The sequence below is a fragment of the Nocardioides dilutus genome, assembly GCF_054779555.1.
The window spans coordinates 900,122-924,972 of the sequence record NZ_BAAGYA010000003.1 but is presented as its reverse complement, the minus strand read 5'-3'; the positions used below and the strand labels follow the sequence as shown (position 1 = coordinate 924,972).

24 protein-coding genes are annotated in these 24,851 nt (G+C 70.7%); 20 read left to right on the top strand and 4 right to left on the bottom strand.

All coding sequences use genetic code 11. The features are described from left to right. Positions 1 to 6: 6 nt before the first annotated feature. From ACYVC6_RS20180 to ACYVC6_RS20120, 13 genes are all read left to right on the top strand, one after another. On the top strand, positions 7 to 1,317 hold the full coding sequence (locus ACYVC6_RS20180; RefSeq protein WP_460716268.1) for an MCE family protein: 1,311 nt from the start codon (positions 7 to 9) through the stop codon (positions 1,315 to 1,317). After that, complete coding sequence (locus tag ACYVC6_RS20175; protein ID WP_460716267.1) at positions 1,314 to 2,474, top strand: MCE family protein; 1,161 nt, start codon at positions 1,314 to 1,316, stop codon at positions 2,472 to 2,474. The genes ACYVC6_RS20180 and ACYVC6_RS20175 overlap by 4 nt, the downstream gene beginning before the upstream one ends. Next, positions 2,471 to 3,457, top strand: coding sequence for an MCE family protein (locus ACYVC6_RS20170; RefSeq protein ID WP_460716266.1), 987 nt, complete (start codon positions 2,471 to 2,473; stop codon positions 3,455 to 3,457). Before ACYVC6_RS20175 ends, ACYVC6_RS20170 begins: the two co-directional genes overlap by 4 nt. Then, positions 3,454 to 4,683 (top strand): MCE family protein, encoded by a 1,230-nt coding sequence (locus tag ACYVC6_RS20165; RefSeq protein ID WP_460716265.1) that lies wholly within the window; start codon positions 3,454 to 3,456, stop codon positions 4,681 to 4,683. Before ACYVC6_RS20170 ends, ACYVC6_RS20165 begins: the two co-directional genes overlap by 4 nt. After that, a complete protein-coding gene (locus ACYVC6_RS20160) occupies positions 4,680 to 6,053 on the top strand; it encodes an MCE family protein (protein WP_460716264.1) in 1,374 nt (457 codons plus the stop codon). The genes ACYVC6_RS20165 and ACYVC6_RS20160 overlap by 4 nt, the downstream gene beginning before the upstream one ends. Continuing rightward, positions 6,050 to 7,309 carry an MlaD family protein gene (locus tag ACYVC6_RS20155; RefSeq protein WP_460716263.1) on the top strand — a complete coding sequence of 420 codons (1,260 nt, stop codon included), beginning with the start codon at positions 6,050 to 6,052 and terminating at the stop codon, positions 7,307 to 7,309. Before ACYVC6_RS20160 ends, ACYVC6_RS20155 begins: the two co-directional genes overlap by 4 nt. An 18-nt stretch (positions 7,310 to 7,327) precedes the next feature. Next, entirely contained in the window at positions 7,328 to 7,825 is a 498-nt protein-coding gene (locus ACYVC6_RS20150; protein WP_460716262.1) for a hypothetical protein, read from the top strand. Between the two features lie 311 nt (positions 7,826 to 8,136). Further along, positions 8,137 to 8,607 carry a hypothetical protein gene (locus ACYVC6_RS20145; RefSeq protein WP_460716261.1) on the top strand — a complete coding sequence of 157 codons (471 nt, stop codon included), beginning with the start codon at positions 8,137 to 8,139 and terminating at the stop codon, positions 8,605 to 8,607. A 36-nt stretch (positions 8,608 to 8,643) separates the two neighbouring features. Beyond that, positions 8,644 to 9,630, top strand: a complete 987-nt coding sequence (locus ACYVC6_RS20140; RefSeq protein WP_460716260.1) for an NAD(P)/FAD-dependent oxidoreductase — start codon at positions 8,644 to 8,646, stop codon at positions 9,628 to 9,630. A 20-nt stretch (positions 9,631 to 9,650) separates the two neighbouring features. Continuing rightward, the gene (locus ACYVC6_RS20135; protein WP_460716259.1) at positions 9,651 to 9,845 is read left to right on the top strand and encodes a ferredoxin; all 195 of its coding nucleotides are present in this window, start codon (positions 9,651 to 9,653) and stop codon (positions 9,843 to 9,845) included. A gap of 90 nt (positions 9,846 to 9,935) precedes the next feature. After that, a complete protein-coding gene (locus tag ACYVC6_RS20130) occupies positions 9,936 to 10,841 on the top strand; it encodes a 3-oxoacyl-ACP reductase (protein WP_460716258.1) in 906 nt (301 codons plus the stop codon). Then, on the top strand, positions 10,841 to 11,596 hold the full coding sequence (locus tag ACYVC6_RS20125) for a glucose 1-dehydrogenase (RefSeq protein WP_460716257.1): 756 nt from the start codon (positions 10,841 to 10,843) through the stop codon (positions 11,594 to 11,596). Before ACYVC6_RS20130 ends, ACYVC6_RS20125 begins: the two co-directional genes overlap by 1 nt. A gap of 12 nt (positions 11,597 to 11,608) precedes the next feature. Continuing rightward, entirely contained in the window at positions 11,609 to 12,109 is a 501-nt protein-coding gene (locus ACYVC6_RS20120; RefSeq protein WP_460716255.1) for a pyridoxamine 5'-phosphate oxidase family protein, read from the top strand. A gap of 206 nt (positions 12,110 to 12,315) precedes the next feature. Here ACYVC6_RS20120 and ACYVC6_RS20115 read toward each other — a convergent pair whose 3' ends face one another. Next, complete coding sequence (locus tag ACYVC6_RS20115; RefSeq protein WP_460716254.1) at positions 12,316 to 12,924, bottom strand: TetR family transcriptional regulator; 609 nt, start codon at positions 12,922 to 12,924, stop codon at positions 12,316 to 12,318. Between the two features lie 144 nt (positions 12,925 to 13,068). Between ACYVC6_RS20115 and ACYVC6_RS20110 the strand changes: the two genes are divergently transcribed. The 3 genes from ACYVC6_RS20110 to ACYVC6_RS20100 are packed head-to-tail and all read left to right on the top strand — an operon-like array spanning position 13,069 to position 16,205. Further along, positions 13,069 to 14,322, top strand: a complete 1,254-nt coding sequence (locus ACYVC6_RS20110) for a glycosyltransferase family 4 protein (RefSeq protein ID WP_460716253.1) — start codon at positions 13,069 to 13,071, stop codon at positions 14,320 to 14,322. Next, the gene (locus ACYVC6_RS20105) at positions 14,323 to 15,087 is read left to right on the top strand and encodes a class I SAM-dependent methyltransferase (RefSeq protein WP_460716252.1); all 765 of its coding nucleotides are present in this window, start codon (positions 14,323 to 14,325) and stop codon (positions 15,085 to 15,087) included. Further along, positions 15,084 to 16,205 carry a prenyltransferase/squalene oxidase repeat-containing protein gene (locus ACYVC6_RS20100; RefSeq protein ID WP_460716251.1) on the top strand — a complete coding sequence of 374 codons (1,122 nt, stop codon included), beginning with the start codon at positions 15,084 to 15,086 and terminating at the stop codon, positions 16,203 to 16,205. The genes ACYVC6_RS20105 and ACYVC6_RS20100 overlap by 4 nt, the downstream gene beginning before the upstream one ends. On the opposite strand, the gene ACYVC6_RS20095 is transcribed toward ACYVC6_RS20100, so the two are convergent. Further along, positions 16,164 to 16,829, bottom strand: coding sequence for a class I SAM-dependent methyltransferase (locus ACYVC6_RS20095; protein ID WP_460716250.1), 666 nt, complete (start codon positions 16,827 to 16,829; stop codon positions 16,164 to 16,166). The two genes, ACYVC6_RS20100 and ACYVC6_RS20095, sit on opposite strands and share 42 nt — an antisense overlap. Before the next feature lie 100 nt (positions 16,830 to 16,929). Continuing rightward, entirely contained in the window at positions 16,930 to 17,286 is a 357-nt protein-coding gene (locus tag ACYVC6_RS20090) for a hypothetical protein (RefSeq protein ID WP_460716249.1), read from the bottom strand. A gap of 232 nt (positions 17,287 to 17,518) precedes the next feature. Here ACYVC6_RS20090 and ACYVC6_RS20085 point away from each other — a divergent pair, with 232 nt between their 5' ends. After that, positions 17,519 to 18,127: an RNA polymerase sigma factor gene (locus tag ACYVC6_RS20085; RefSeq protein WP_460716248.1), complete on the top strand. Its 609-nt coding sequence runs from the start codon at positions 17,519 to 17,521 to the stop codon at positions 18,125 to 18,127. After that, the gene (locus tag ACYVC6_RS20080; protein ID WP_460716247.1) at positions 18,111 to 18,587 is read left to right on the top strand and encodes a hypothetical protein; all 477 of its coding nucleotides are present in this window, start codon (positions 18,111 to 18,113) and stop codon (positions 18,585 to 18,587) included. The genes ACYVC6_RS20085 and ACYVC6_RS20080 overlap by 17 nt, the downstream gene beginning before the upstream one ends. Here ACYVC6_RS20080 and ACYVC6_RS20075 read toward each other — a convergent pair. Continuing rightward, positions 18,575 to 19,963, bottom strand: a complete 1,389-nt coding sequence (locus ACYVC6_RS20075; RefSeq protein ID WP_460716246.1) for a S8 family peptidase — start codon at positions 19,961 to 19,963, stop codon at positions 18,575 to 18,577. The genes ACYVC6_RS20080 and ACYVC6_RS20075 overlap by 13 nt on opposite strands. 79 nt (positions 19,964 to 20,042) lie before the next feature. Between ACYVC6_RS20075 and ACYVC6_RS20070 the strand changes: the two genes are divergently transcribed. Both ACYVC6_RS20070 and ACYVC6_RS20065 read left to right on the top strand, forming a co-directional pair. After that, complete coding sequence (locus tag ACYVC6_RS20070; protein ID WP_460716245.1) at positions 20,043 to 22,628, top strand: CHAT domain-containing protein; 2,586 nt, start codon at positions 20,043 to 20,045, stop codon at positions 22,626 to 22,628. 74 nt (positions 22,629 to 22,702) lie between these two features. Next, the gene (locus ACYVC6_RS20065) at positions 22,703 to 24,799 is read left to right on the top strand and encodes an acyl-CoA dehydrogenase family protein (protein WP_460716244.1); all 2,097 of its coding nucleotides are present in this window, start codon (positions 22,703 to 22,705) and stop codon (positions 24,797 to 24,799) included. The last annotated feature ends 52 nt before the right edge of the window (positions 24,800 to 24,851 follow it).

Here is a 24,851-nt window from a genome sequence, read left to right as displayed (position 1 = left end):
GAGCTGATGCTGGTCAACATCCACCACGACAGCAGGCGGGAGCACAACCGCCTCCTCGTAGCGGGCGTCGCGTTCCTGACCGTGATCGCCCTGCTGGTCGCGTTCTCCATCGCGATCTACCTGAAGACCTTCGAGCGCAACACGATGATCACGATCCAGGCCGACCGCGCCGGGCTCCAGCTCGCCAAGTTCGGCGACGTCCGGGTCAACGGCGCTCTTGTCGGCCAGGTGCGCGAGATCGCACAGAACGGCAAGAACGCCGAGATCACCGTCGCACTGCGGCCGGAGGCCGCCGACGACATCCCCGCGAACGTCACGATCGAGATCCTCCCGACCACGCTGTTCGGGCAGAAGTACATCTCGTTCGTGATGCCAGACGACCCCGCGTCCGCCTCCCTCGAGGACGGCGACGTGATCCCCAAGGACCGGGTCGACACCAACGTCGAGCTCAGCCAGATCCTGGCCGACCTGTTCCCGCTGCTGCGCGCGGTCCGTCCGGCCGACCTCAACATGACCCTCAACGCGCTGGCAACGGCGCTCGAGGGACGCGGCGAGCAGCTGGGCTCGACGCTCGACGACCTTCAGGTCTACCTCGCCCGGATCGAGCCGAGCCTGCCCACACTCCGCGAGGACCTGGTCCGGCTCGCGGACGTTGCCGACATCTACGACCTGGCCGCGCCCGACCTGCTCGCTGTGCTGCGCAACCTCACGGTGACCTCGCGCACCGTCGTCGAGCGCCGAGCGGACCTCGACGTGTTCTTCTCCGACCTGGGCGGCCTGGCCAACACCTCGACGCGAGTCCTGGGGGACAACGAGGACAACCTCATCCGGATCGGCGAGGTCAGCGAGCCGCTGCTCAAGCTGCTGGCCGTCTACTCACCCGAGTTCCCGTGCCTGATCAAGGGTGCGGCCCGCTACGCCCCGATCCTGTCCCGGACCTTCGAGGGCAACGAGATCAAGCAGTTCATCGAGTTCGGCACCAACCAGTATCGCGCCTACACCGCCGACGACCTGCCCCGATACGGCGAGGTCGGCCACGGACCATGGTGCGCGGGGCTGCCCGACCCGCCGATCCCGGCCGGGCCGATCGACCTGGACGAGGGGGTCGAGTCCTATCCCGTGAGCCCCATCCCGGGAGGCGGTCGCTCGGGCACCGGGACGCAGAGCAGCGTGTCCAGCGGATTCGCCGGCTCAGCCGCCGACCAGGCGGTCATCAACGCCCTGCTGGCGGGGGAGTCCGGCCGCGCTGCCGAGACCTACGGCGCCCTCGGCTCGCTCATCTACGGCCCCGTGGTGCGAGGAGGTGACCCCTCGTGACCCAGCCCGACACCCAGCCCGACACCCAGCCCCAGTTCGTCAGCGCGGCCACACTGCGCCGGCGTCGCCAGGCGGTGACCGTGTCGGCGGGCATCAAGCTCGGCATCTTCAGCGTCGTCTCGGTCCTGGTCACCGGCCTCCTCGCCGCGATCATGGGCAACATCGGCTTCGGAGCCGGCGCCGAGTACAAGGCCATCTTCACGACCGCCTCGATGCTCGAGAAGGGCGACGACGTGCGGGTCGCCGGCGTCAGCGTCGGCGAGGTCAAGGGGGTCGACCACCACGACCGCAACCACGCCATCGTCACCTTCCGGGTCAAGTCCGACGTGCCGCTGACCACCGCCTCGCGCGCGGAGGTCCGGTTCCTCAACCTCGTGGGTGACCGCTACCTCGCGCTCGAGGCAGGCGCAGATGCCGGCGCCGAGCGGCTTGGGGCCGGGGACACGCTGCCTATCGAGCAGACCAGCCCGGCGCTCGACCTGACCACGCTGTTCAACGGCTTCAAGCCGCTCTTCCAGGCGTTGCGGCCCGAGCAGGTCAACGAGCTGAGCATGAACCTGGTCCAGGTGCTGCAGGGCGAAGGAGGCACCATCCAGGGGCTGCTGGAGAAGACCGCGTCGCTGACCACGACGCTGGCGGACCGCGACGAGCTGATCGGCCAGGTGATCGACAACCTCAGCACCACCCTGGCCACCGTCAGCTCGCGTTCCGAGCAGGTCACCCAGCTCGTCGTGGAGCTCGAGGGCTGGATGACCGACCTCGCCGCGGACCGCGCGGTCATCGGCTCGTCGCTGGCCAACATCTCCGACCTCACCGTCGAGGTCGCGGGCCTGCTCAAGGGAGCACGACCGGTGCTGAAGTCGGACGTCGCCCAGCTCCGCAAGCTGGCCAAGCTGCTCAACAAGAAGCAGAACCGCGACGTCATCGTCGAGCTGCTCGACCGGTTGCCGGAGTCGATGACCGACCAGACCCGGACCGGCACCTACGGCTCCTGGTACAGCTACTACGTCTGCGGCTTCTCCGGTGAGATCACCCTGCCCGCCGGCCTCGGTGACCTTCCGGTCATCCAGCAGCTCCAGCAGCAGCTCAACGACCTGAACTTCCGCTCCACCGCACCCCGCTGCGCGGACACGGGAAGCGCAGGTGGCGCAGGATGAAGCGCTACACGGACGCCCAGATCATGCGGCTCGGCGTGATCACCATCGCGTTGATGCTGCTGGTCATGGCCGCCGCCTTCAACCTCTCCAAGTTCCCCGGCTTCGGCGGCACCTCCTACACGGCGGTCTTCGCCGACGCGAGCGGCATCCACCGGGGCAACATGGTCCAGGTCGGTGGCATCCGGGTCGGCAGGGTGCAGGACGTCACGCTCGACGACTCCACCGTGGTCGTGAAGTTCGAGGTCGACCACGGTGTCGAGTTCGGCAAGGAGAGCGAGGCCTCGATCGAGGTGCTCAACCTGCTCGGTGAGAAGTACCTCGAGCTCACGCCGGCGGGCGAGGGGCGGCTGGCCGAGGACACCCCGATCCCGCTCGAGCGCACCGAGTCGGCCTACGACATCGTCGGGGTGTTCGGTGACCTCACCACGACCACCGAGGAGATCGACCGCGGTCAGCTCGTCGACGCACTCGACGTGGTGTCGACGACCATGACCCAGGCGGCGCCCGAGATCGAGGCGAGCTTCGACGGCATCGCCCGGCTCTCCGAGACCGTCGCCTCCAGGGACGCGCAGATCCGCGCGCTGTTCGCCAACTCCAAGGAGGTCACCAAGCTGCTCAGCGACCGCAGCGAGGACCTCGTGTCGCTGATGGAGAACGGCGACCTGGTCTTCCAGGAGGTCACCAAGCGCAAGGAGGCCGTGCACCGGTTGCTGGTCAACGCGCGCATCCTCGCCAAGCAGCTGCGCGGCGTGGCCGAGGACAACCAGAAGCAGATCGGACCGGCTCTGGCCGAGGTGGACCAGCTCCTCGATCTACTGATCAGCAAGGAGGAGGAGCTCAAGGCGACCCTCGCCGCACTCGGGCCCTACGTGTCCATCCTCGGCAACATCATCGGCACCGGGCCGTGGTTCGACGCCTACGCGGCCAACCTGGCGGCCATCCCCACCGGCGAGTTCGTCCCGACCAGGGTGGCGACGCCATGACCCGCCTCGCCGAGCTCCTCAATGTGCGCACCATGGTGCTGGTCGTCGTGGCCGTGCTCCTCGCGGGGACGTTCGTCCTCGTCGGCAAGGACGAGCCGAGCAAGACCGTCACGGCGCACTTCCCGCGAGCGGTGAGCGTCTACGTCGGCACCGACGTGCGGATCCTCGGCGTCAACGTCGGCAAGGTCACTGCCGTCATCCCCGAGGGCAACTCGGTGCGCGTCGAGATGGAGTACGAAGCCAAGTACGACGTGCCCGCCGACGCGAAGGCGGCGATCGTCACCCCGACCCTGGTCGCGGACCGCTTCGTCCAGCTCACCCCGGCGTTCGAGAAGGGCGACCAGGTCATGGCCAGCGGCGCCGACATCCCGCTGCCGGACACGGGCGTCCCGGTCGAGCTGGACCGGATCTACGCCAGCCTCGAGGACCTGACCATCGCCCTCGGGCCCAACGGGGTCAACAAGGACGGCACCCTCGACCACACGCTGGCCGCCGCCCGCGAGGCCTTCGAGGGCAACGGTGCGCTGGGCAACCAGATGATCCGCAACCTGTCCGAGGCGGCGGTCACGTTCGGCGAGGGCAGCGGCGACCTGTTCGAGACGGTCACCTCGCTGGCCAGGTTCACGGAGGTGCTGGCCAAGAACGACGCGGTCGTCCGTGCGTTCATGAAGGACCTGGCCGAGGTGTCGGCGGCGCTCGCCGACGAGCGCGAGGAGCTGACCGCGGCGCTGGCGGCCGTGGCCGACGCGGTCGGCACCGTCGAGGTGTTCGTCCGCGACAACCGCAAGGCGCTGGTCGACGACCTCGAGGGGCTGACCCGGACGCTGAAGACGATGAACTCCGAGAAGGAGAGCATCGACACCGCCCTGACTGTCGCCCCCGTGGCGATGGGCAACCTGATCCTGGCGTTCGACGCCCAGTCGTCCTCGGTGGGTTCGCGGATCGGCGTCCAGCAGAACATCGCCGACCTCGACGGGTTCCTCTGCGCCATCGTCCAGCAGTCCGGCATGCCGCAGGTGAGCAAGGACCTCGCGTGCACGCTGTTCGAGCAGATCGTGGAGTCCGGCCCCCCGAGCAAGGCCGCGGTGCGCAAGGCGGTGCGCCAGGCCAAGGCCGCGGCGGGCACCCCGGCGGCCGAGCGCGACTTCCGGGCCGACGAGGTTCAGGACGCCTACGCCACCGACAGTGACGCCACCCTCTCCGACCTGTTCGGGGGTGCCTCATGACCACGACCTCGCGGCTCCGACGCCGGTTCCGCACCACCGCCGCAGCGGTCGCGGCCGGCGCGCTGCTGCTCTCCGGCTGCGAGTTCGACGGGGCCTACGACCTGCCCCTGCCGGGCTCACCGGTCGACGAAGACAACAGCTTCGAGGTGACCGCGGAGTTCGCCGACATCCTCAACGTCGTCCCGCGCTCGCCGGTGATGGTCGACGACGTGGTCGTCGGCGAGGTGACCGACGTCGAGCGGGTGGGCTGGCACGCCCGGGTCACTCTGCGGGTCCGCGACGACGTGGAGCTCCCGGACAACGCGATCGCCGACATCCGTCAGGTCAGCCTGCTGGGCGAGAAGTACGTCGCCCTCGAGGCCCCCGAGAGCGGCCCCGCCGACAGCCGGCTCGGCGATGGTGACGAGATCCCCCTCTCGGCGACCGGCCGCAACCCCGAGGTCGAGGAGGTGCTCGGTGCCCTCTCGTTCCTGTTGAGCGGAGGCGGAGTGGCCCAGCTCGGCACGATCGTCGAGGAGCTCAACCACGTGATGAGCGGACGCGAGGACCGCTTGCGGGTGCTGCTCGGCTCGCTGGAGAACGTCGTCGGCACCCTCGACGCCCAGAAGGCCGACATCATCCGGGCGCTCGAGGCGATGAAGAACCTCACCGCCACCCTCAACGCCGAGCGCCAGACGGTGACCGATGCCCTGGACGCCACCGGCCCGGCCATCGAGGTGCTGGCCGACCAGGAGGCCGAGCTGGTCGAGATGCTGACCTCGCTGGACCGGCTGGGCGTCGTCGGCACCCGGGTGATCCGGGCCAGCAAGCGCAACCTGATCAAGAGCCTCGAGCACCTCAAGCCGGTGCTGACCAAGCTCAACGCGGTCGGCGACGAGCTGGCTCCTGGCCTCAACCTCCTGGTGAGCTTCCCATTCCCGAAGGAGGCCTCGGAGGTCGTCAAGGGCGACTACGCCAACACCTCGATCCGCGCCGAGATCAGCCTCGACAACTTCCTCACCGGCGGAGGCGGCGAGCAGCCGCCGATCGAGCTCCCGCCGATCGAGCTCCCCGACCCGGGCGAGGTGCTCACCGACGTCCAGAAGTGCCTGCAGAGCGGCGACATCACGAGCAACGCGTGCAAGAAGGTTCTCGCCGACCTGGACTCGCTGGCCAAGCTCAAGGAGAAGTGCAAGAAGCCCAAGCACAAGGACAACCCGGTCTGCGTGGTGCTCAACCAGGTGCCCGACCTCCCGCTCGACGAGCTCCCCGGCGCGCTGGACGACATCCTGGACGAGGTGCTCGGCCGCTCGCTCACCTCGTGGCTGGCCGACGGCAGCGCCGCACCCTCGGCCGACACCCAGGCGCTGTTCGGAGGTGGGGTGCTGTGACCCGCGGCATCAAGATCAGGCTGATCGCGTTCGCGGTCCTCTCCGCGGTCGGCATCGTCTACATCACCGCGTCCTACCTGGGCTTCATCGACCGCGTCCTGGGTCGTGGGTTGACCGTCTACGCCACCCTGCCGGCGTCCGGCGGCCTGTTCGAGGGCAGCGAGGTCTCCTACCGCGGCGTCAAGATCGGCAAGGTCAAGGAGATGAACACCAGCCGGGACGGCGTCGAGCTGGTGCTGTCGCTGGAGGAGGGCACCAAGCTCCCCGCGGACGCGCCGATGTATGTCCACAACCTCTCGGCCGTGGGCGAGCAGTACCTCGACTTCGAGCCGGCCGACGACGAGGGGCCCTACGTCGAGGACGGCGACCGGCTCGAGGGCGACGCCGACTCCCTGCCGACCGACGAGGCCGACCTGCTCATCGAGCTCAACGACTTCGTCCAGTCCGTCGACGAGCGCAACCTGCAGGTCACCGTGGCCGAGCTCGGCGCGATGTTCGCCGACACCGGCGAGCCGCTCCAGCAGCTCCTGGACAACGGCGGCCGCTTCGTCGACGAGGCCTCGGCCCACACCGACGAGACGATCGCCCTGCTCGACAACGGGATGACCGTGCTCGGCACGCAGCGGGACAACTCCGACAACATCGCGTCCTTCTCGCGGGACCTCAAGCTGCTCACCGAGGCCCTGGCCGGCAGTGACCAGGACCTCCGCCAGGTCCTGCAGGGAACCCCCGGCACCGCGCGCGAGCTCAACGCCCTGCTGACCGACCTGGAGCCGACCCTTCCGGTGCTGCTCGGCAACGCCGTGAGCCTCCAGCAGGTCGCCGTCGCCCACCTCGCCGGGCTCGAGCAGCTGCTGGTCTCCTACCCGCGGGTGATCGGCGCCGGGCCCAGCGGCAGCACCGCAGACGGCTACGGTCACGTCAACCTGCAGTACGACTCGGCGCCGACGTGCACCGAGGGCTACCTGCCGCCCAGCGAGTGGCGGCAGTTCACCGACCTCAGTGACGGGCCGATCTATCCGGCTCGGTGCCTCAGCGGTCCGCCCTACAACATGCGCGGGTCGAAGTACTCACCCGGCACCCCGCTCAACTCCAACCCGGCCCGCGCGGCCGTCGGCTCCTACGACCCGCTCACCGGCGTGCTCTCCGGCGTCGTGGACGAGAACGGCAACCCGGTGCGCTTCGTCGACCCGGGCAACCTGTCGGTGCTGGGCGGCGACTCGTGGAAGTGGCTGTTGGTGGGTCCGGTTTCCTAGATGTCTATCTTGGGGCAGATGTCCTCTCGCAACCGGCTCCTGTACGCCGTCGCCATGCTGCTGGCGTGCGTCTGCGTCCTGCTCGGCGTGCTCAGCTTCCAGGCGCGCGCCGACCGGGCCGACGCGCGGGCCGAGCAGGAGCGTTACGGCGACGTGCTCGCCTCGGCGCGCGCCGAGACCGAGGCCTTCATCAACATCGACTACCGCGAGCCCCAGGCGAGCATCGACAAGGTGGCGGCCGGCGCGACCGGCGAGTTCAAGAAGCAGTACACGGAGTCGGCCGACAGCGTGATCGAGGTGCTCGAGCAGGAGGAGTCGGTCATGGACGGCGCCGTGACGTGGGCGGGCGTCGTCAGCGTGGACGCCGACAGTGCGTCGGTCATCGCGGCCACGACCGGCACCGTCGCCAACAAGGCCTCCCAGGGTGAGCCGGTCCCGCGGCGCTTCCGGATCCTGCTCTCCCTCGAGCTGGTCGACGGCGAGTGGCTCACGAGCAACCTGGAGTTCGTCGGATGACGTCGTCGCGCAACCCGACGCCGCGGCCGAGGAGAGTCGCGGGGCGAGCGCAGCGAGCCAGCGACGCTCCGGCGGTGGTCGAGGAGGTTGCGCAGCAACCGTCTCGAGACCAGGTGACAGAGGCACCCGCTGAACCACCGGTGGTCGAGCCTGTCGAGACCCCCGCAGCGGAGGCCCCCGCTGAAGCGGAGCTGGTCGAACCGGAGTCGGGTCCCGGCCTCGACTCACCAGGTCTCGAGACAGGCGCTAGCGCGCCTTCCTCGACCACCGAGGGGCCAAACCGAGCGACCCTCGCGCTGGTCCTCGCCATCGTGATCCTGACTGCCGTTGCACTGCTGCAGGTCGCCTACCTCTGGGGTCCGCTGAAGGACGACCCCAAGGTGTCGAGCGAGCGCCCGGTGCTGCTGAGCCGGGCCGCGGAGCGCAGCGCGACCGACACCGCGGCCAAGGCGGCGGTGGCGTTCACCCAGCGCTCCTACGAGACCTACGACGAGCAGGTGGACGCGGCGGCGGCGATGATGACCGCGGACTTCGAGAAGCAGTTCCGCCAGACCACGGACGATGCCAGAGAGCCCTTCATCGAGGCGGAGACCCAGGTGACCGCCGAGGTGGCGGCGCAGGGCGTGATGACCGCGTCGGAGCAGCAGGTCGAGGCGCTGATCTTCCTCAACCAGTTCACCATCCGGAAGGGCGAGGAGTCGGGGTTCACGCCGTTCCGGCTCAAGGTCACACTGATCGACACAGAGCAGGGTTGGCTCGTCTCCGATGTCGACGCCTCCTAGAGCAAACTAGAACGTGTTTCAGTTAGGATGGCCGGTGTGAGCAGGGTCGAGTGCGACATCCTGATCGTGGGAGCCGGGCCGACCGGTCTCTTCGCGGCGTACTACGCGGGCTTCCGCGGCCACCGGGTCGCCGTGGTCGACTCGCTGCCGGAGCTCGGCGGTCAGATCACCGCGATGTACCCCGAGAAGCAGATCCTCGACGTGGCCGGCTTCCCGTCGGTCAAGGGCCGCACCCTGGTCGAGGGCCTGGTCGAGCAGGCCGCGACCGCCAAGCCCGACTACCTCCTGGACCGCACCGCGCTCACCCTCGCCCACGACGACGAGGGCGTGACCGTCGGCCTCGACGACGGCACCGAGGTCCGGGCCGGCGCGGTGCTCATCACTGCGGGGATCGGCAAGTTCAGCCCGCGTCCCCTCCCCGCCGGCGAGGGCTGGGTCGGGCGCGGCATGGAGTTCTTCGTGCCCAGCTTCGAGCCCTACGCCGGCAAGGACGTCGTGATCGTCGGTGGCGGCGACAGCGCGTTCGACTGGGCGTTGCACCTGCAGGGCATCGCGCGCAGCATCGCGCTGGTCCACCGTCGCGACGCCTTCCGCGCCCACGAGCGGACCGTCCAGCAGGTCCAGGAGTCCGACGTCGAGATCATCACCAAGGCCCAGGTGACCAGGCTGATGGGCAGGGACGGCTCCTCGGAGGGCACGCTGGAGGCGGTGGAGATCGACGTGGACGGGGAGACCGTCGTCCGCCCGGCGCAGGCGCTGGTCGCCGCGCTCGGTTTCGTCGCCGACCTCGGCCCGATGCAGCAGTGGGGCCTCGAGGTCGAGAAGCGGCACATCGTCGTCGACTCCTCCATGCGCACCAACTACGCACGGGTCTTCGCCGCCGGCGACATCACCGAATACCCCGGCAAGGTCCGGCTGATCGCCGTGGGCTTCGGCGAGGCCGCCACCGCCGTCAACAACGCCACCGTCGCGATCGACCCGACCGCGAAGGTGTTCCCCGGTCACTCCAGTGAAGGCTCCTGAGGAAAGGTCTGAGGTAGGACATGAAGATCAAGGTCGACTACGACCTCTGCGAGTCCAACGCGCTGTGCGAGGCGATGGCGCCGGAGGTGTTCTGGCTCGACGACGACGACTTCCTGCAGCTGCATACCGACCAGACCACCGACGAGAGCATCGACAACGTCAAGCGCGCCGTGGCTGCCTGCCCGCGTGCCGCCATCTCCCTGATCGAGGACTGACGGTGGTTGAGGTGCGAGGTTTCGACACGAGCGCTTCGCGCTCTGCTCAACCCACTGCTTCGCGAGCCTCGAAACCACGAAAGGAATAGCGTGACCCAACACAGCCTGTCCCTGGATGGCCGTGTCGCGATCGTCACCGGGGCCGGGGCGGGACTCGGCCGCGCCGAGGCCCTCGCCCTGGCCGGCGCGGGGGCCCGCATCGTCCTCAACGACCTCCCCGGGGCGGCCGACGACGCCGCGGACGAGCTCCGTGCCAAGGGTGCCGACGTCGCGATCGTCGAGGGCGACGTGGGGGAGCGGTCGACCGCCGACGCCATGCTGGCCGCCGCCGTCGACGGGTTCGGCTCCCTCGACATCGTGGTCAACAACGCCGGGATGACCCGTGACCGGATGCTCTTCAACCTCTCCGACGAGGAGTGGGACGACGTCATCCGGGTCCACCTGCGCGGGCACTTCCTGCTGTCGCGCAACGCCGCGTCCTACTGGCGCACGAAGTCCAAGGAGGCTGACGCGCCCGTCTACGCCCGCGTGGTCAACACCGCCTCCGAAGCGTTCCTGGGCGGCTCGCCCGGCCAGGCCAACTACGCCGCGGCCAAGGCCGGCATCGCCGCGCTCACCCTGTCGACGGCCCGCGGCCTCGCCAAGGTCGGCGTACGAGCCAACGCGATCTGCCCTCGGGCTCGCACCGCGATGACCGCGCAGGTCTTCGGAGAGGACACCTCCGGGCAGGCTGTCGACCCCTACTCGGCCGACCACGTCGCCCCGCTGGTCGCCTATCTCGCCTCGCCGGCCGCCGACAACATCACCGGTCAGGTCTTCGTCGTCTACGGCGGCATGGTCGCACTGGTGGCGGCACCGGTCGTCGAGCAGCGCTTCGACGCCTCCGGCGCCGTCTGGGACCTCGAGGACCTGGACAAGCAGCTGGGTGGCTTCTTCGAGGGGCGCGACCCGTCGGTCGGCTTCGCCGCCGACTCGATCATGAGATTGGAAGTCTGATGGGTCGTCTGGACGGGAAGGTCGCCATCGTCACCGGTGGCGCGATGGGTCAGGGCGCCGCCATCTGCCGCGCCTACGTCGCCGAGGGCGCCAAGGTCGTGATCGCCGACGTCGCCAAGGACGTGGGTCTGATCCTCGCCGAGGAGCTGGGCTCCGCCTCCCACTTCGCCCACCTAGACGTCAGCGACCAGGGGGCCTGGACCACCCTGGTCGCGGAGACCAACGAGCGGTTCGGCCCGGTCAACGTGCTGGCCAACAACGCGGGCATCCTGCGGTTCGGCAGTGTCGAGTCGATGCCCCTGGACGAGGTCGAGCTGCTGTTCCGGGTCAACCAGCTCGGCTGCTGGCTGGGCATGCAGTCGGTCGTCCCCACCATGAAGGCCAACGGCGGCGGCTCGATCATCAACGCGTCCTCGACCGAGGGGCTCGGCGGGATGGCCAACACGGTGGCCTATGGCGCCACCAAGTTCGCCATCCGCGGCATGACCAAGGGCGCCTCCCACGAGCTCGGGAAGTACGGCATCCGCGTCAACTCCGTGCACCCCGGGATGATCGATACCCCCATGACCCGCGTGCACGGCGGCGACCTGGCCATGGAGTACGGCGCGTCGAAGGTCCCGTTGCGCCGGGTCGGCCACCCCGAGGACGTCGCACCCCTCTACGTCTTCCTCGGCAGCGACGAGTCGTCCTACATCAACGGTGCCGAGATCGCGATCGACGGCGGCGTCACCGCGACGCACGCCTTCGGCGGCTGAGCGGAGAGCACGATGGCCAACCAGCGAGCCCAGATCGTGATGTCGCACGACGAGCAGGTCGAGTTCCTGCACCAGTCGCGGTCCTCGACGGTGGCCTCGGTCGGTGCGAACGGCCAGATCCACCTCGTGGCCATGTGGTACGCCGTGCTCGACGAGCACGTCTGGATCGAGACCAAGGCCAAGTCGCAGAAGGTCGTCAACCTGCGTCGTGACCCGCGCATGTCGTTCCTGGTCGAGCAGGGCAACACCTACGACCAGCTGCGCGGCCTGGCCATGGAGGGCACCGGGGTCGTCGTCGAGGACAAGGACGTCGTCTGGGACGTCTGCGTCAACATCTTCGAGCGCTACAACGCGCCGTACACCGAGGAGCTCAAGCCGTTCGTGGAGCTCATGGCCCACAACCGGGTCGCCGTGCGCCTCGACGTCGACCGGGTCCGCTCCTGGGACCACCGCAAGCTCGGCCTCGACCCGATCGAGCTCGGCGGCACGACCGCAGAGTTCCTCGGGAGCTAGGCGAGCGCAGCGAGCCAGCGACCGGCGGTGGTCGAGGAAGGCGCGCAGCGCCTGTCTCGAGACCTCGCAACACGTCGCTGGTAGCTGACCCGGGTCCGGGGAGTCCCAGCGGCGGCTTGCGGGGTCTCGAGACGGGCCTGGCGGCCCTCCTCGACCAGCGCCGCCCGCGTGCGTCTCGCTCGCTCCGCTCGCTCGCCGCGCGCGGGCTAGTCGCGCAGGACCATGCGGACCGCGCGCTCCATGTGTTCGGCGGTCTCGTTGGCGGTGGCGCGGCCGGTCACCCAGGCGACCAACGACGACAGCCAGACGTCGCCGATGACCCGAGCGATGGCGACGTCGTCCTCGGTGGGCTCGGTGCGCTCGGGGTCCATGGCCCTGGTGAGCATCGTTGAGAGCTGCATCCCGACGGCGTGGATCTCGGTGGCCACGGAGGCGTCGGCGAACATGAAGGCCCTGGTCAGCGCCTCGGTCAGATGAGGGTCGCCCTGGAGTCCGCGGGTGGTCTTGCGCAGGACGTAGATCACCCGGTCGGAGGCGGTGTCGCCAGGGATCGGCTTGTCCTTGAGGCTGGCCTCCGCACGCTCGAACTCGCGGCCGAGGGCGGAGACGAGCAGATGGATCTTGGAGGGGAAGTAGCGGTAGAGAGTGCCGAGAGCGACGTCGGCCTGCTCGGCCACACCACGCATCTGGACCGCGTCGAAGCCACCCTGGGTGGCCAGCATGATGGTCGCGTCCAGGATCCGCTTGCGCCGGTCGCGCTGGGCGGCTGACCCGAGGTCCTCGACCGCAAGCGAGTTCGTGGTGATCGTGCTCACCCTGCCTCCCCGGGAACGTGTGCGACGTAGTGTGCGTTGGGTCGTTGTTCAGGCTACCAACGCGTGAGCCATAATAGGAACACGTTCCAGTTTGTCCGGCACGGCGCGTCACGAGCCCCCGGCGACCACCCGGAGGACTCCAACATGCGGATCGCGATGTTGTCGTACCGCTCGAAACCGCACTGTGGCGGGCAGGGGATCTACCTGCGCCACCTCAGCCGGGAACTGGTGGCGCTCGGCCACACGGTCGAGGTCTTCAGTGGCCAGCCCTACCCCGAGCTCGATCCCGGGGTGACGCTCACCAAGGTGCCGAGCCTGGACCTCTACCGGGAGCCGGACCCGTTCCGCGTGCCTAGGCTGCGGGAGTTCCGCGACCGCATCGACGTCGAGGAGTTCGCCACCATGTGCGTGGCCGGGTTCCCCGAGCCCAAGACCTTCAGCTCGCGGGTCGCGCGCCTGCTGCGGGACCGGGTCGACGACTTCGACGTCGCCCACGACAACCAGGTGCTCGGCTACGGGATGCTCGAGATCGAGAAGATGGGCCTGCCGCTCCTGACCACGATCCACCACCCGATCACCTTCGACCGCCGCATCGACATCGCGGCGACCCGCAACCCGTGGCGCAAGTTCACGCTGAGCCGCTGGTACGGCTTCGTGAGGATGCAGAAGCGGGTCGCCCAGCAGGCGCGGTTCATCCTCACGCCGTCCGAGGCCTCCAAGCGCGACATCGCCAGGGACTTCGGCGTCGACCCGGCCCGTATGCAGGCCCTCCTGCTCGGCGTGGACGACGGCTTCCAGCCCCCGACACGGCCACGCGTCCCCGGCCGCATCCTGGCGATGGCCAGCGCCGATGCGCCGATGAAGGGCATCGCCACGCTGCTCGAGGCCTTCGCCAAGCTGCGCACCGAGCGCGACCTCGAGCTGTTGCTCGTCACCGCCCCGAAGCCCGGCGGCAAGACCGAGAGGCTCATCGACAAGCTCTCGATCAAGGACTCGGTCCGGTTCGTCCACGGCGTCAGCGACGCGGAGCTGGTGGAGCTCATGGGCTCCGCCGAGATCGCCTGCGTGCCGTCGCTCTACGAGGGCTTCTCTCTGCCGACCGCCGAGCTGATGGCCTGCGCCACTCCGCTGATCGTCAGCCGGGCCGGGGCCATCCCCGAGGTCGTCGGTCCGGACGGACACGCCGCCGAGCTGGTCACCCCGGGAGACGTCGGCGAGCTCGCCGAGGCGCTGGCCGGCCTGCTCGACGACCCCGAGCGGCGGGCGCTCCTGGGCGCCAACGGCCGCCGGCGCGTGGACGAGCTGTTCAGCTGGCGGGCGGTGGCGGCAACCGTCGCGTCGGCGTACGAGAAGGTGATCGCCGACTTCCAGGCAGATCAGGACACGAAGGACCGGTAGATGCTGACTGTTGACTTCGCACGTCTCGGGCTGCAGCCCGGTGACCGGGTGCTGGACATGGGCTGCGGTGGCGGACGCCACGCGTTCGAGATGTACCGCCGCGGCGCCGACGTCGTGGCCTTCGACATGGACGCCGACGAGCTGGCCGGCGTGAGCGACCTGTTCCACGCGATGAAGCAGGCCGGTGAGGTCCCCGAGGGAGCCGAGGCAGACGTCAAGCAGGGTGACGCGCTGCAGCTGCCGTTCGCCGACGGGGAGTTCGACCGGATCGTCGCCGCCGAGGTGCTCGAGCACATCCACGCCGACGTGGAGGCCATCAAGGAGCTGGTCCGCGTCCTACGCCCCGGCGGCACGCTGGCGATCTCGGTGCCGCGCTGGCTGCCCGAGGTCATCAACTGGAAGCTCTCCGACGACTACCACAACGCCGAGGGCGGCCACATCCGCATCTACACCGACCACGAGCTGATCGACAAGGTCACCAAGGCCGGCCGGTTCAACGACGGCACGCCGGGTGACGCGATGGTCTACGAGGGCAAGAGCTATGCCCACGGGCTGCACGCGCCCTACTGGTGGATCAAGTGCGCGGTCGGCGTCAACAACGACGACCACCCGCTTGCGAAGGCCTACCACAAGCTCCTGGTCTGGGAGATCATGAAGCAGCCCAGGACGCTGCAGCTCGCGGGCAAGGTCCTCGACCCGGTCATCGGCAAGAGCCTGGTGCTCTACTTCCGCAAGCCCCACGAGACGGCAGAGCCGGCCGAGTGAGTCTCAACCAGCTGCCCTACGTCGATGGGATCCTCACCGCGTCGCAGGTCGCCGAGACGGCGGCGTCGATCGCGCGGATGCAGGAGCCGACCGGCGCGATCCCGTGGACCGTCGGGGAGCACGCCGACATCTGGAACCACGTCGAGAGCGCGATGGCGCTGCTGGTCGGCGGTGAGGTGGAGGCTGCCGAGAAGGCGCTGCTGTGGGTGCCGTCGATGCAGCGCGCCGACGGCTCGTTCCCGATGAAGATCGTCGCGGGGGAGCCGGAGGACGAGCGCGGCGACGTGAACATGACCGCCTACGTCGCGGTCGGTCTGTGGCACCACTGGCTGGTGCGGCGCGACATCACCTTCGTGCACCGCTACTGGCCGACCGTGCGCGCGGCGCTGGACTGGGTCGTGGCCCAGCAGGTCGTCTGGGGCGGGATCAACTACACGCCGAGCGAGGACTTCTGCCTGCTCACCGGCTGCTCCAGCATCTACCAGTCGCTGCGCGCCGGAGTCGCGCTGGCCGACCTGGTCGACGACCCCCAGCCCGAGTGGGAGCTCACCGGCGGTCGGCTCGGCCACGCCCTGCGGGAGCACCGCGACCTCTTCGCGGACAAGTCGACGTACTCGATGGACTGGTACTACCCGGTCCTCGGCGGTGCCGTCCGCGGCGAGGCCGGCCTGGCCCTGCTCGAGTCCCGCTGGGACGATTTCGTGGTGCCGGGTCTGGGCATCCACTGCGTCGACACCAACCCGTGGGTGACCGGCGCCGAGACCTGTGAGCTGGCGATGGCCCTCGACGCGCTCGGTGACCACCGCCGCGCTCTCACGCTCCTCGCCGACATGCAGCACCTGCGCGAGTCGGACGGCAGCTACTGGACCGGCTGGGTCTACGAGGACGGCAAGGGCGACGGCGAGCCCCGGGACGTCTACTGGCCGGTCGAGCACACCACCTACACCGCGGCGGCGGTGATCCTCGCGGTAGATGCCCTGGGCGAGGTGGCCGGCCACAGCACCGCGGGCTCCGGCATCATGCGTGGCACGTCGCTGGCGCCGCACTTCACCGAGCTGGCGCTGGAGTGCGGCTGCCTATCCGACGGGATCCCCGGCCTCGCCGGCCGTTCGCGCTAGGACCCGCATCGACCCGAGCGCCTCCACCTCGGTGAAGGCGCCACCAGCCAGCGCGCGGAGGTAGATGTCGTACGGCGGCCGGCCGCCGTCCGCCGGGTCGGGGAAGACGTCGTGGATGACGAGCAGCCCGCCATTCATCACCCAGGGCGCCCAGCCGCTGTAGTCGTTCTGGGCGTGCACCTCGGCGTGGCCGCCGTCGATGAAGAGCAGCGACAGCGGAGTGCGCCAGTGCGCGCTGACCGTGGTGCTGCGACCGACGACCGCGACGACCTGGTCCTCGAGCCCGGCCAGAGCGATGGTCCTGCGGAACGTCGGCAGGGTGTCCATCAGACCGAGCTCGTCGTCCACCAGCGTGGGGTCGTGGTGCTCCCAGCCGGCCTGGTTCTCCTCCGAGCCACGGTGGTGGTCGACGGTGAACACGGTCCCCCCGGTCTCGCGGGCCGCCGCACCCAGGTAGATCGCGGACTTGCCGCAGTAGGTGCCGACCTCGAGCACCGGGCCGTGGGGCAGTCGCTCGTACGCCCGGCGGTGCAGCAGCAACCCCTCGTCCTCGGGCATGAAGCCCTTCGCGGACCGGGCGTGCTCCAGCAGCTCGGCATCTGGGTCGGACGTGGTCGCTGACACGCACCGCACCTTACGAGTCCCACGTACCGCAGCGAGAAGCGACCGAGACGGGCCTCCGCGGTGGAGACCCGTCTCGGTCCGTTGGTGGGGCGGCGGTCGGTCAGAACCCGGGGCCGGGGCGGCCCATGTGGCGAGAGCTCCGCTCCTTGCGCAGCTTCGCCCCGTTGCGCTCCGCGGAGTCCGCGGACTGCGCGCCGGAGTCCGAGTAGTCCCCGGACTGCATGTAGTGCCGCTTCAGCGCCTCGTAGTACTGCTTCGCGGCGAGGCGCTCTGCGGCGTCCGCGGACTGCGGCTGGTGGGCCGGGACCTGGACCTTGACCTGGGCCGGGGCGGCCGGCTCCACGTCGCCGACGGTCTCGGTGCCGCAGGCGACGCCGGCGACGGCCACAGCCGCCGTGGCGACGACCGAGGCGGTGTACCGGCGGATCTTGCTGGACGTGCGGGTGGTGCTGTTCATGGTGGTTCCTCTCCTTTTCCACTGGCGGGTTGTCAGCGGGCTGCACAACAGAGACCGGGCCCCGGCGGCAGATACAACGAAGATCGGAAGTCGCTATCGCGGTTGCCGGGAGCCGCGGCCGGTGCCACGGTGGGAGAGAGCGGCAGGAGGAGGGCGAGGTATCCAGCGTTGGGGGTCGTGCCTCCGTGGGGGCATGAAGGTCGCCGGAGCAAGCGCGGAAGAGGGGGCGGTGATGCACCAACCCACCGATGTCGAGGAGCTGGTGGCTGGGGCGCGGGCGGGAGATGCCGCGGCCTGGGACGGCCTGGTCGACCGCTACCTCCCCTTGGTGACCGCCGTAATCGGCCGGTTCCGGCTGTCCGCGTCCGATGCCGACGACGTCAACCAGACGGTGTGGCTGCGGCTGGTCGAGCACCTCGACGGCCTGAGGGAGCCCCGTGCCCTGCCCGGCTGGTTGGCCACCACCACTCGCAACGAGGCCTTGCAGCTGATCCGGCGCCGGGCCCGTGACCTGCCCGTCGACCCGGGGACCACGGCGTTCGACGGCGATGGGGACCCGCCCGACTTCAACGAGGCACTGGTGAGCGACCTGCGTGCCCAGGCCCTCCGCGACGCGCTCGACGAGCTGCCGGAGAAGCGCCGTGCGCTGCTGCTCCTGCTGCTGGTCGACCCCCCTCTGCCCTACGAGGAGATCAGTGCCCGCCTGGGCATCCCCAAGGGCAGCATCGGTCCGACCCGGGCGCGTGCCCTGGAGCAGCTGCGCAGCTCTCGGGCGCTGCGCGGCTGGGAATCAGAGTCGCCCGCGAGGCAAGGAGGTGGTCGGCATGTCGTACTCGACTGACGACGAGGGGCTCATGGTCGAGTTGGCAAAGGCCCTTGAACAGGTCTCGGCGGTTCCGCCGCACCGGCGACTGGCGGCGCGAGGCAGCTTCGCCTGGCGCACCGTGGACGAGGAGCTGCTGGCGCTGACCCACGACTCGCTCGAGCTCGCCGACGCGGCGGTGCGCGGGGACGTCGCCGTGCGCACGCTCGGGTTCGAGAACGACGACGGGTTGTCGTTGCAGCTCGAGTTCGAAGGTGACCAGGTCTTCGGACAGGTCCTGCATACCGACGCCGGGGGCGCCGTCGACACCGTCGTCGTCGAGTCGGTGAATGACGGCACCGCCACCAGCCCGGTGGACGCCTCGGGGGTCTTCGCGGTGGTCGTCCCGGTCGGCCCGGTCCGGTTCGGAGTGAGGGTCGACGGCACGCTGCGACGCACGCCGTGGGTGGTGCTGCGGCCGGGGCGTCAGGAAGGCTGACGCGGGACGAGCAGGTCCTCCGAGACGCTGGGCACCAGCCGCGCGGTCAGGGTCTTGACGCGGGGATCGACCCCGAGGACCTGATCGCGCGCCATCAGCGCGCTCCGGGTCGTCGCCTGCTGCCGACTCATCGCGGCGGCGATCATCCCCGTGACCAGTGGTGCTGCGAACGAGGTTCCGCTCCACCGCGCGAGCAGGTTGTCGAAGATCCTCTCGTCTCCGCGGTCGGGACTCTCCTGACAGATGTAGCGGCCTCGCGGGAAGGCGTTGACGAGGTTGCGACCCAGGGCCAGGACGTCGACCGAGTCGCCCCAGTTGGAGAAGTCCGACACCTGGCCGTCGCGGTCGAGGGACCCGACGCCCACGGCCCAGGGGAACGAGGCCGGCCAGAACTCCCAGGGGCTCGCGTTGTTGCCGGCCGCGGCGACCAGCACCAGGTCGAGCTCGGGGGACACGTCGGCCCACCAGTCCTCCAGGGCCCGGGCCGGCAGGTTCAGCCGGGTGGGGCAACCGGCGGAGAGGTTGATGAGGTCGGGGCGGGGCTCGTGGTCGAGCGCGGCGTCTAGCTGCTGCACCAGCTCCGACTCGAGCACACCGCCGCCGGGGACGGCGGGATCCACATGGAGGCTCAGCACGTGCACGTCGCAGCCGGGGGCCATCGCCCGGACCACGCCCGCGACGAACGTGCCATGGCCGGCGTACTCCCTGAGGTCCCCCGGCGGATCGGGGATGGGCTGCGGCTCGGGCTGTCCGGTGACTCCCGCCAGCCACGACAGGGCCGTCGCGGGTGGGTACCACCCGGTGTCCACGACCACCACGCTCACACCGCTGCCCGGCCCCCCGGGGTCCGTGTTGACCGGTGGCCAGGGACCCATCGCTGCGGTCTCAGCCGGCTCGGCGGCCGGGCACACGGTCGGCTTCCCCTTCACGGCCACGTGGACGAGGTGGTCTGGCGTGGCGAACCCGACGCCCAGGTCGCGGTCGATCTCGTCGAGCGTCACGAGGAGGTCCCGACCACCGGGGACGGGGACCCGGCGGGTGGGGAGCAGGTAGCGCCGCGACAGTCCTGTGCGTGGCTGCAGGTCTGGCAGCTCGCCGATGCCCATGAGGTCGGTGTCCTGGGGCTCGGTCTCCGACTGCCCGGCGACGCGGTCGGAGAGGTAGTTCACGAGCACGTCCACCGCGTCGAGGGCCGGGTCGAGGTCCGGGTCCTGAGGGGGCAGCAGGACGTGGTCGCGATCGCAGATGAAGCTGAAGTCTGCGAGGTCGTCGGAGTCGACGAGCAACCGAGGGTGGGAGGCGGTGATCCCCTGGACCTGGTCTCGGGTGCGCTGCCGACCGGTCTCGTCCGGGCCGTCGCCCGGAGTGACTGTCATGAGTACGGCCGGGATGGCGAGAATGGCACGTGCATCCTCCACCGTAGGGACCTAGGGGCGGTCGAGGAAAGGGGCGCGGGTGTCGAAGGGAACTGTCGCCGTGGACCCGGCCGAGCTGTTGCGGCTGGCCGTGGCCGAGCCTGGCATCGCCCGAGCCCGTGCCGACGCACTGCTGGCGACGTACACCGACCCGTGGACCCTGTCGGTCGCGCGGCACGTCCGAGGGCTGGTGCTGCGGGAGCAGGGGCGGCTGGCCGAGGCCGTCAGCGAGCTGCGTTCGGCACTCAGGCTGGCGCAGCGCAGCGAGGACGTGAACCGCCTCGCCGACGTCCGAGCCACGCTGGGCGCCGCCCTGATCATGGACGGGCGCTCGCGCGCGGGGCTGGCCCAGCTGGACCGCGCGGTCGAGGGCGCCGACGACCCGAGGGTGCGTGCGACCGCCCTGATGCGGCGCGGCGTCATGCTCTCGTGGTTCCTGGCGCGGCACGAGGAGGCGCTGCCCGACCTGCGCGGTGCCCTGAGAGGTGCCAGGAGCCTGGGTGACCGGCTCTGGGAGGCGCGCACCCTGAGCAACCTGTCCTTGCTCTACCTCGACGTCGGCAAGGTCGGGCAGGCCATGACGGCACTGGAGGACGCGCGCCGCTACTTCGAGGCCGAGGGACAGGAGGTCGAGGCCGTGCGGGCGCTGCACAACCAGGGATCGCTGGCCTTCGACAGCGGTGACCTGCCCGGGGCCCTCCGGCTGTACGACGAGGCCGGACTCGCGTACGCGCGCTGGGGCGATCCCCCGGTCGAGCTCGGCCGCGACCGGTGCCAGGCGCTGATGGCTGCGGGGCTGCCCGACGAGGCGTGCGCCGTGGCCGCCGGCCTGCTGACCCGGGAGTGGGTGGAGCCGGTGCTTCGGGCCGACGTGGAGCTCTTCCTGGCGCTGGCCCAGCTCGCCCGCGGCGACGCTCGGGCAGCCCTGCCCGCGGCCAGGTCCGCGCGCACCAGCTTTCGGCGCCAGGGCCGGGAGGTGGCGGCAGCCCGAGCGCAGCTGGTCGTGCTCGCGGCCCGGCGTCTGACCGGTGCCCGCGGACCGAGGCTGGCCGTCGAGGCGGAACGGCTGGCCTCGACGCTGGAGGCGGCGCGCTCGGAGGACGCTCCGGTGGCATGGCTGCTCGCGGCCCGCGCCGCGGCCGACGTCGGCCGGGACGACACAGCGGAACTCCTCGCCGCCGCAGCCCGCTATCGTCGCCACCCCTCGGGTTTGGTGCGAGCCACGGCCTGGTTGGCCGAGGCCCTCGATCGAGACCGGCGCGGCGAGGTGCGCGCATTGCTGCATGCCTGCCGGCGCGGGTTGGACGCCCTGGACGACCATCGGGCGACGCTGGGAAGCACCGAGCTGCGCGCCCTGGCCTCGACGCGCGGGGACGAGCTGGCCAGGCTCGCGCTGGCGCGCGCGGCGCGCACGGGTTCGCGTGGCCTGCTGTGGTGGAGCGAGCGGTGGCGGGCCACGGCGCTGACCCAGCCAGCACTGCGGCCTCCGGACGACGACGAGCTCGCTGGGTTGTTGGCCGCGCTGCGCGCCAACGACCGGCGCCTGGCCGACGCCCGCGACGGCGACGCGCCGACCACGCTGCTCGAGCGCGAACGGGCCCGGCTCGAGAAAACGATCCAGCACCGGCGCCGGCTGGTCGGCGCCTCGGCCGAGGCAGCTGCCGCCCGGGCCGGCCTCGATGTCGGCCGTCTGGTCGACGCGGTCGGCGAGGGGTCGTTCGTGGAGCTGGTGGAGATCGGTGGTCAGCTGCACTCCGTCGTGGTGACCGGTGGCCGGGTGCAGGCGTACGCCGTGGGCAACGCCGCCGACGCCGGTGCGGCGGTCGATGCGGCCCGGTTCGTGCTGCGGCAGGCGGCCCGCGGTCGCCCGGTCTCCCTCGCCGACATCGGGCTGCGGCTCCAGCAGGTGCTCCTCGGCCCCTCGGTCGCCGCGCTCCGGCCGGGACCGGTGGTGGTGTCGCCCACGGCGGCTCTGCACGCGACGCCTTGGGGGTTGCTGCCCGCGCTCGCCGGCGTGCCGGTGAGCGTCGTGCCGACGGCTTCGACCTGGCTGCGTGCCCGGGCACAGCGAGGCGCCCCCGGACGGGTCCTGCTCACAGGCCCGGGGTTGGCCACCGGCGGTGCCGAGGTGCCCCGGGTGGCGGCCGAGCACCCCGACGCCGTGGTCCTCGCCGACACGTCGGCGACCGTCGAGCGGTGCCTGCGGGCCATGGACGGCGCGGGGCTGGTGCACGTGGCCGCGCACGGGAGGTTCCGGGCCGACAACCCGATGTTCTCCGCGCTGGAGATGGCCGACGGACCCCTGACGGTGCACGACCTCGAGCAGCTCGGCCGGGCGCCGCACCGGATGGTGCTGTCGGCGTGCGACTCGGGGGTCATGGTGCCCGTCGGTGCCGGCGAGCTGCTCGGCCTGGCCTCGGCCCTCATGTCGATGGGGACCGCGGGCATCCTGGCCAGTGTCGCGCCGGTCAACGACGAGGCCACGGTCGAGCTGATGGTGCAGGTGCACCGCGGTCTGGACGAGCTCGACGACCTCGGCACCGTCATGCAGCGGGTGCGGGCGCGGGCCCGCGGCGACGTGGTCGCCGAGGCGACCGCGGCGGCCTTCGTGGCGCTGGGCGTCTGACTCGGATCGCGTCCGCTAGAATTGGAACACGTTCTAGTTTCGAGAACTCCTCACCACCAGCACAAGGGGAAACCATGTCGATCGGGATCTCCGACGAGCATGTCGAGCTGGCCAAGAGCCTGCGCCAGTGGGCGGCCGGCAGCGGCGGCATCGAGGCGGTGCGGACCGCGGAGGGCGAGGCGGACGCCACCTTCGCCGACGTCTGGAAGCAGGCCGTCGAGATGGGTGTCCCGACCATCGGGCTGCCCGAGGCCGTCGGCGGCGGGGGCGGCTCGGTCCTGGACCAGGCGGTCGCCCTCGAGGCGTGCGCCCACGAGCTGGTACCGGGCCCGCTGCTCGGGGTCGCGGTCGCCTGCGCGCTGCTCGGCGAGAGCGAGGAGCTCGCCGCCCTCCTCGGCGAGGGCGCCGTGGTCGGGCTCGCCCTCGACCCCGCCTTGCGGACCGTGTGGGACCTCCCCAGCGCCACCCACTACCTGCTCCCGGACGCCGACGACGCCTGGTTCGTGGTGCCGGCGCACCAGGTCACCGCCTCCTCCGCGGCGATCGGCCTGGACCTGAGCCGACGGTTCGGTGCCGTCGAGGTCGACCTGTCCGACCCGGGGGCGGTGCCGGTCGAGCGGCTGAATGCGCAATTCGTTCACCGCGCGGTTGTCACCTTCGCCGCCGCCGAGGCCGCCGGGGTCGCCCGCTGGTGCCTGCAGACCGCGGTCGACTACGCCAAGGTGCGCGAGCAGTTCGGGCAGAAGATCGGCGCCTTCCAGGCCATCAAGCACCTGTGCGCGGAGATGCTCGAGACCGCGGAGGCGGTCACGGCAGCCGCTTGGGACGTGGCCGAGATCGCTTTCGCCGACGACGGCGAGGACCAGTGGGCGTTCGCGGCCGACGTCGCCGCAGTGACCTGCTTCGACGGCGCGGTGGCCAACGCCAAGGCCTGCATCCAGGTGCTCGGCGGGATCGGGTTCACCCACGAGCACGACGCCCACCTCTACCTGCGCCGGGCGCTGAGCCTGCGGTCCCTCGTGACCGGGTCCGACGCCGCGGCCGAGCAGCTCGCCGGCCGGGCCGTCGCGGGCGTACGCCGCCACGTCCACGTCGACCTCGAGGGCCGCGACGCCGCGATCCGCGACGAGGTGCGTGCCGAGGCCCAGCGGCTGGCGGCCCTGCCCGCCGACGAGCTGCGGCCGGCGCTGGTCGACAACGGCTACCTCACGCCGCACTGGCCGGCGCCGTACGGTCTGGGCGCCGACGCCGTCACCCAGATCGTGATCGACGACGAGCTCACCCGCGCGGGTGTGACCCGGCCGGACATCGTCATCGCCGGCTGGGCTGTCCCGACGATCCTGGAGCACGGCACCGACGAGCAGCGCGAGCGGTTCGTCAGACCATCCCTGCTGGGCGACCTGGTCTGGTGCCAGCTCTTCTCCGAACCCGGGGCCGGGTCCGACCTCGCGTCGCTGCGCACCCGGGCCGAGCGCGTCGACGGCGGTTGGAAGCTGTCGGGCCAGAAGGTCTGGAACTCGGTCGCCGAGCGCGCCGACTGGGGCATCTGCCTGGCGCGCACCGACCCCGCGGCACCGAAGCACAGGGGCATCAGCTACTTCCTGGTCGACATGAGGTCACCGGGGATCGACGTCCGGCCGCTGCGCGAGATCACCGGCGAGGCGCTGTTCAACGAGGTCTTCCTCGACGACGTGTTCGTCCCCGACGACTGCCTGGTCGGCGACCTCGACGACGGCTGGAGGCTGGCCCGCACGACGCTGGCCAACGAGCGGGTCGCGATGGCCAACACCCGCCTGTCCAAGAGCGCCGAGCGGGCGGTGGCGCTGGCTGCCGCCGGGCTGACGCCGGTGCAGAACATGCGGGTGGGCCGCGCCGTCGCGCTCTCCACGGTCTGCACGCTGCTCGCGGTGCGCTCGACGCTGCGCTCGCTCGCGGGTCAGGGTCCGGGGCCCGAGTCGAGCGTCGCCAAGCTGCTCGGCGTCCGCAACCGCCAGGACGGCGCCGAGCTCGTGGTCGAGCTCCAGGGCGACCGGCTGGTGGCGCCGGACGACCAGCTCAAGGCTGACGTCTGGGAGCTGCTCAACACCCGCTGCCTGTCCATCGCCGGCGGCACCACGCAGGTGCTCCGCAACGTCGCCGGCGAGCGGATCCTGGGGCTGCCGCGAGGCTAGGGCGGGCGTGAGTTCCTGCGGCTCAGGCCGGTCAGCGACGGTTCCGGCGGGC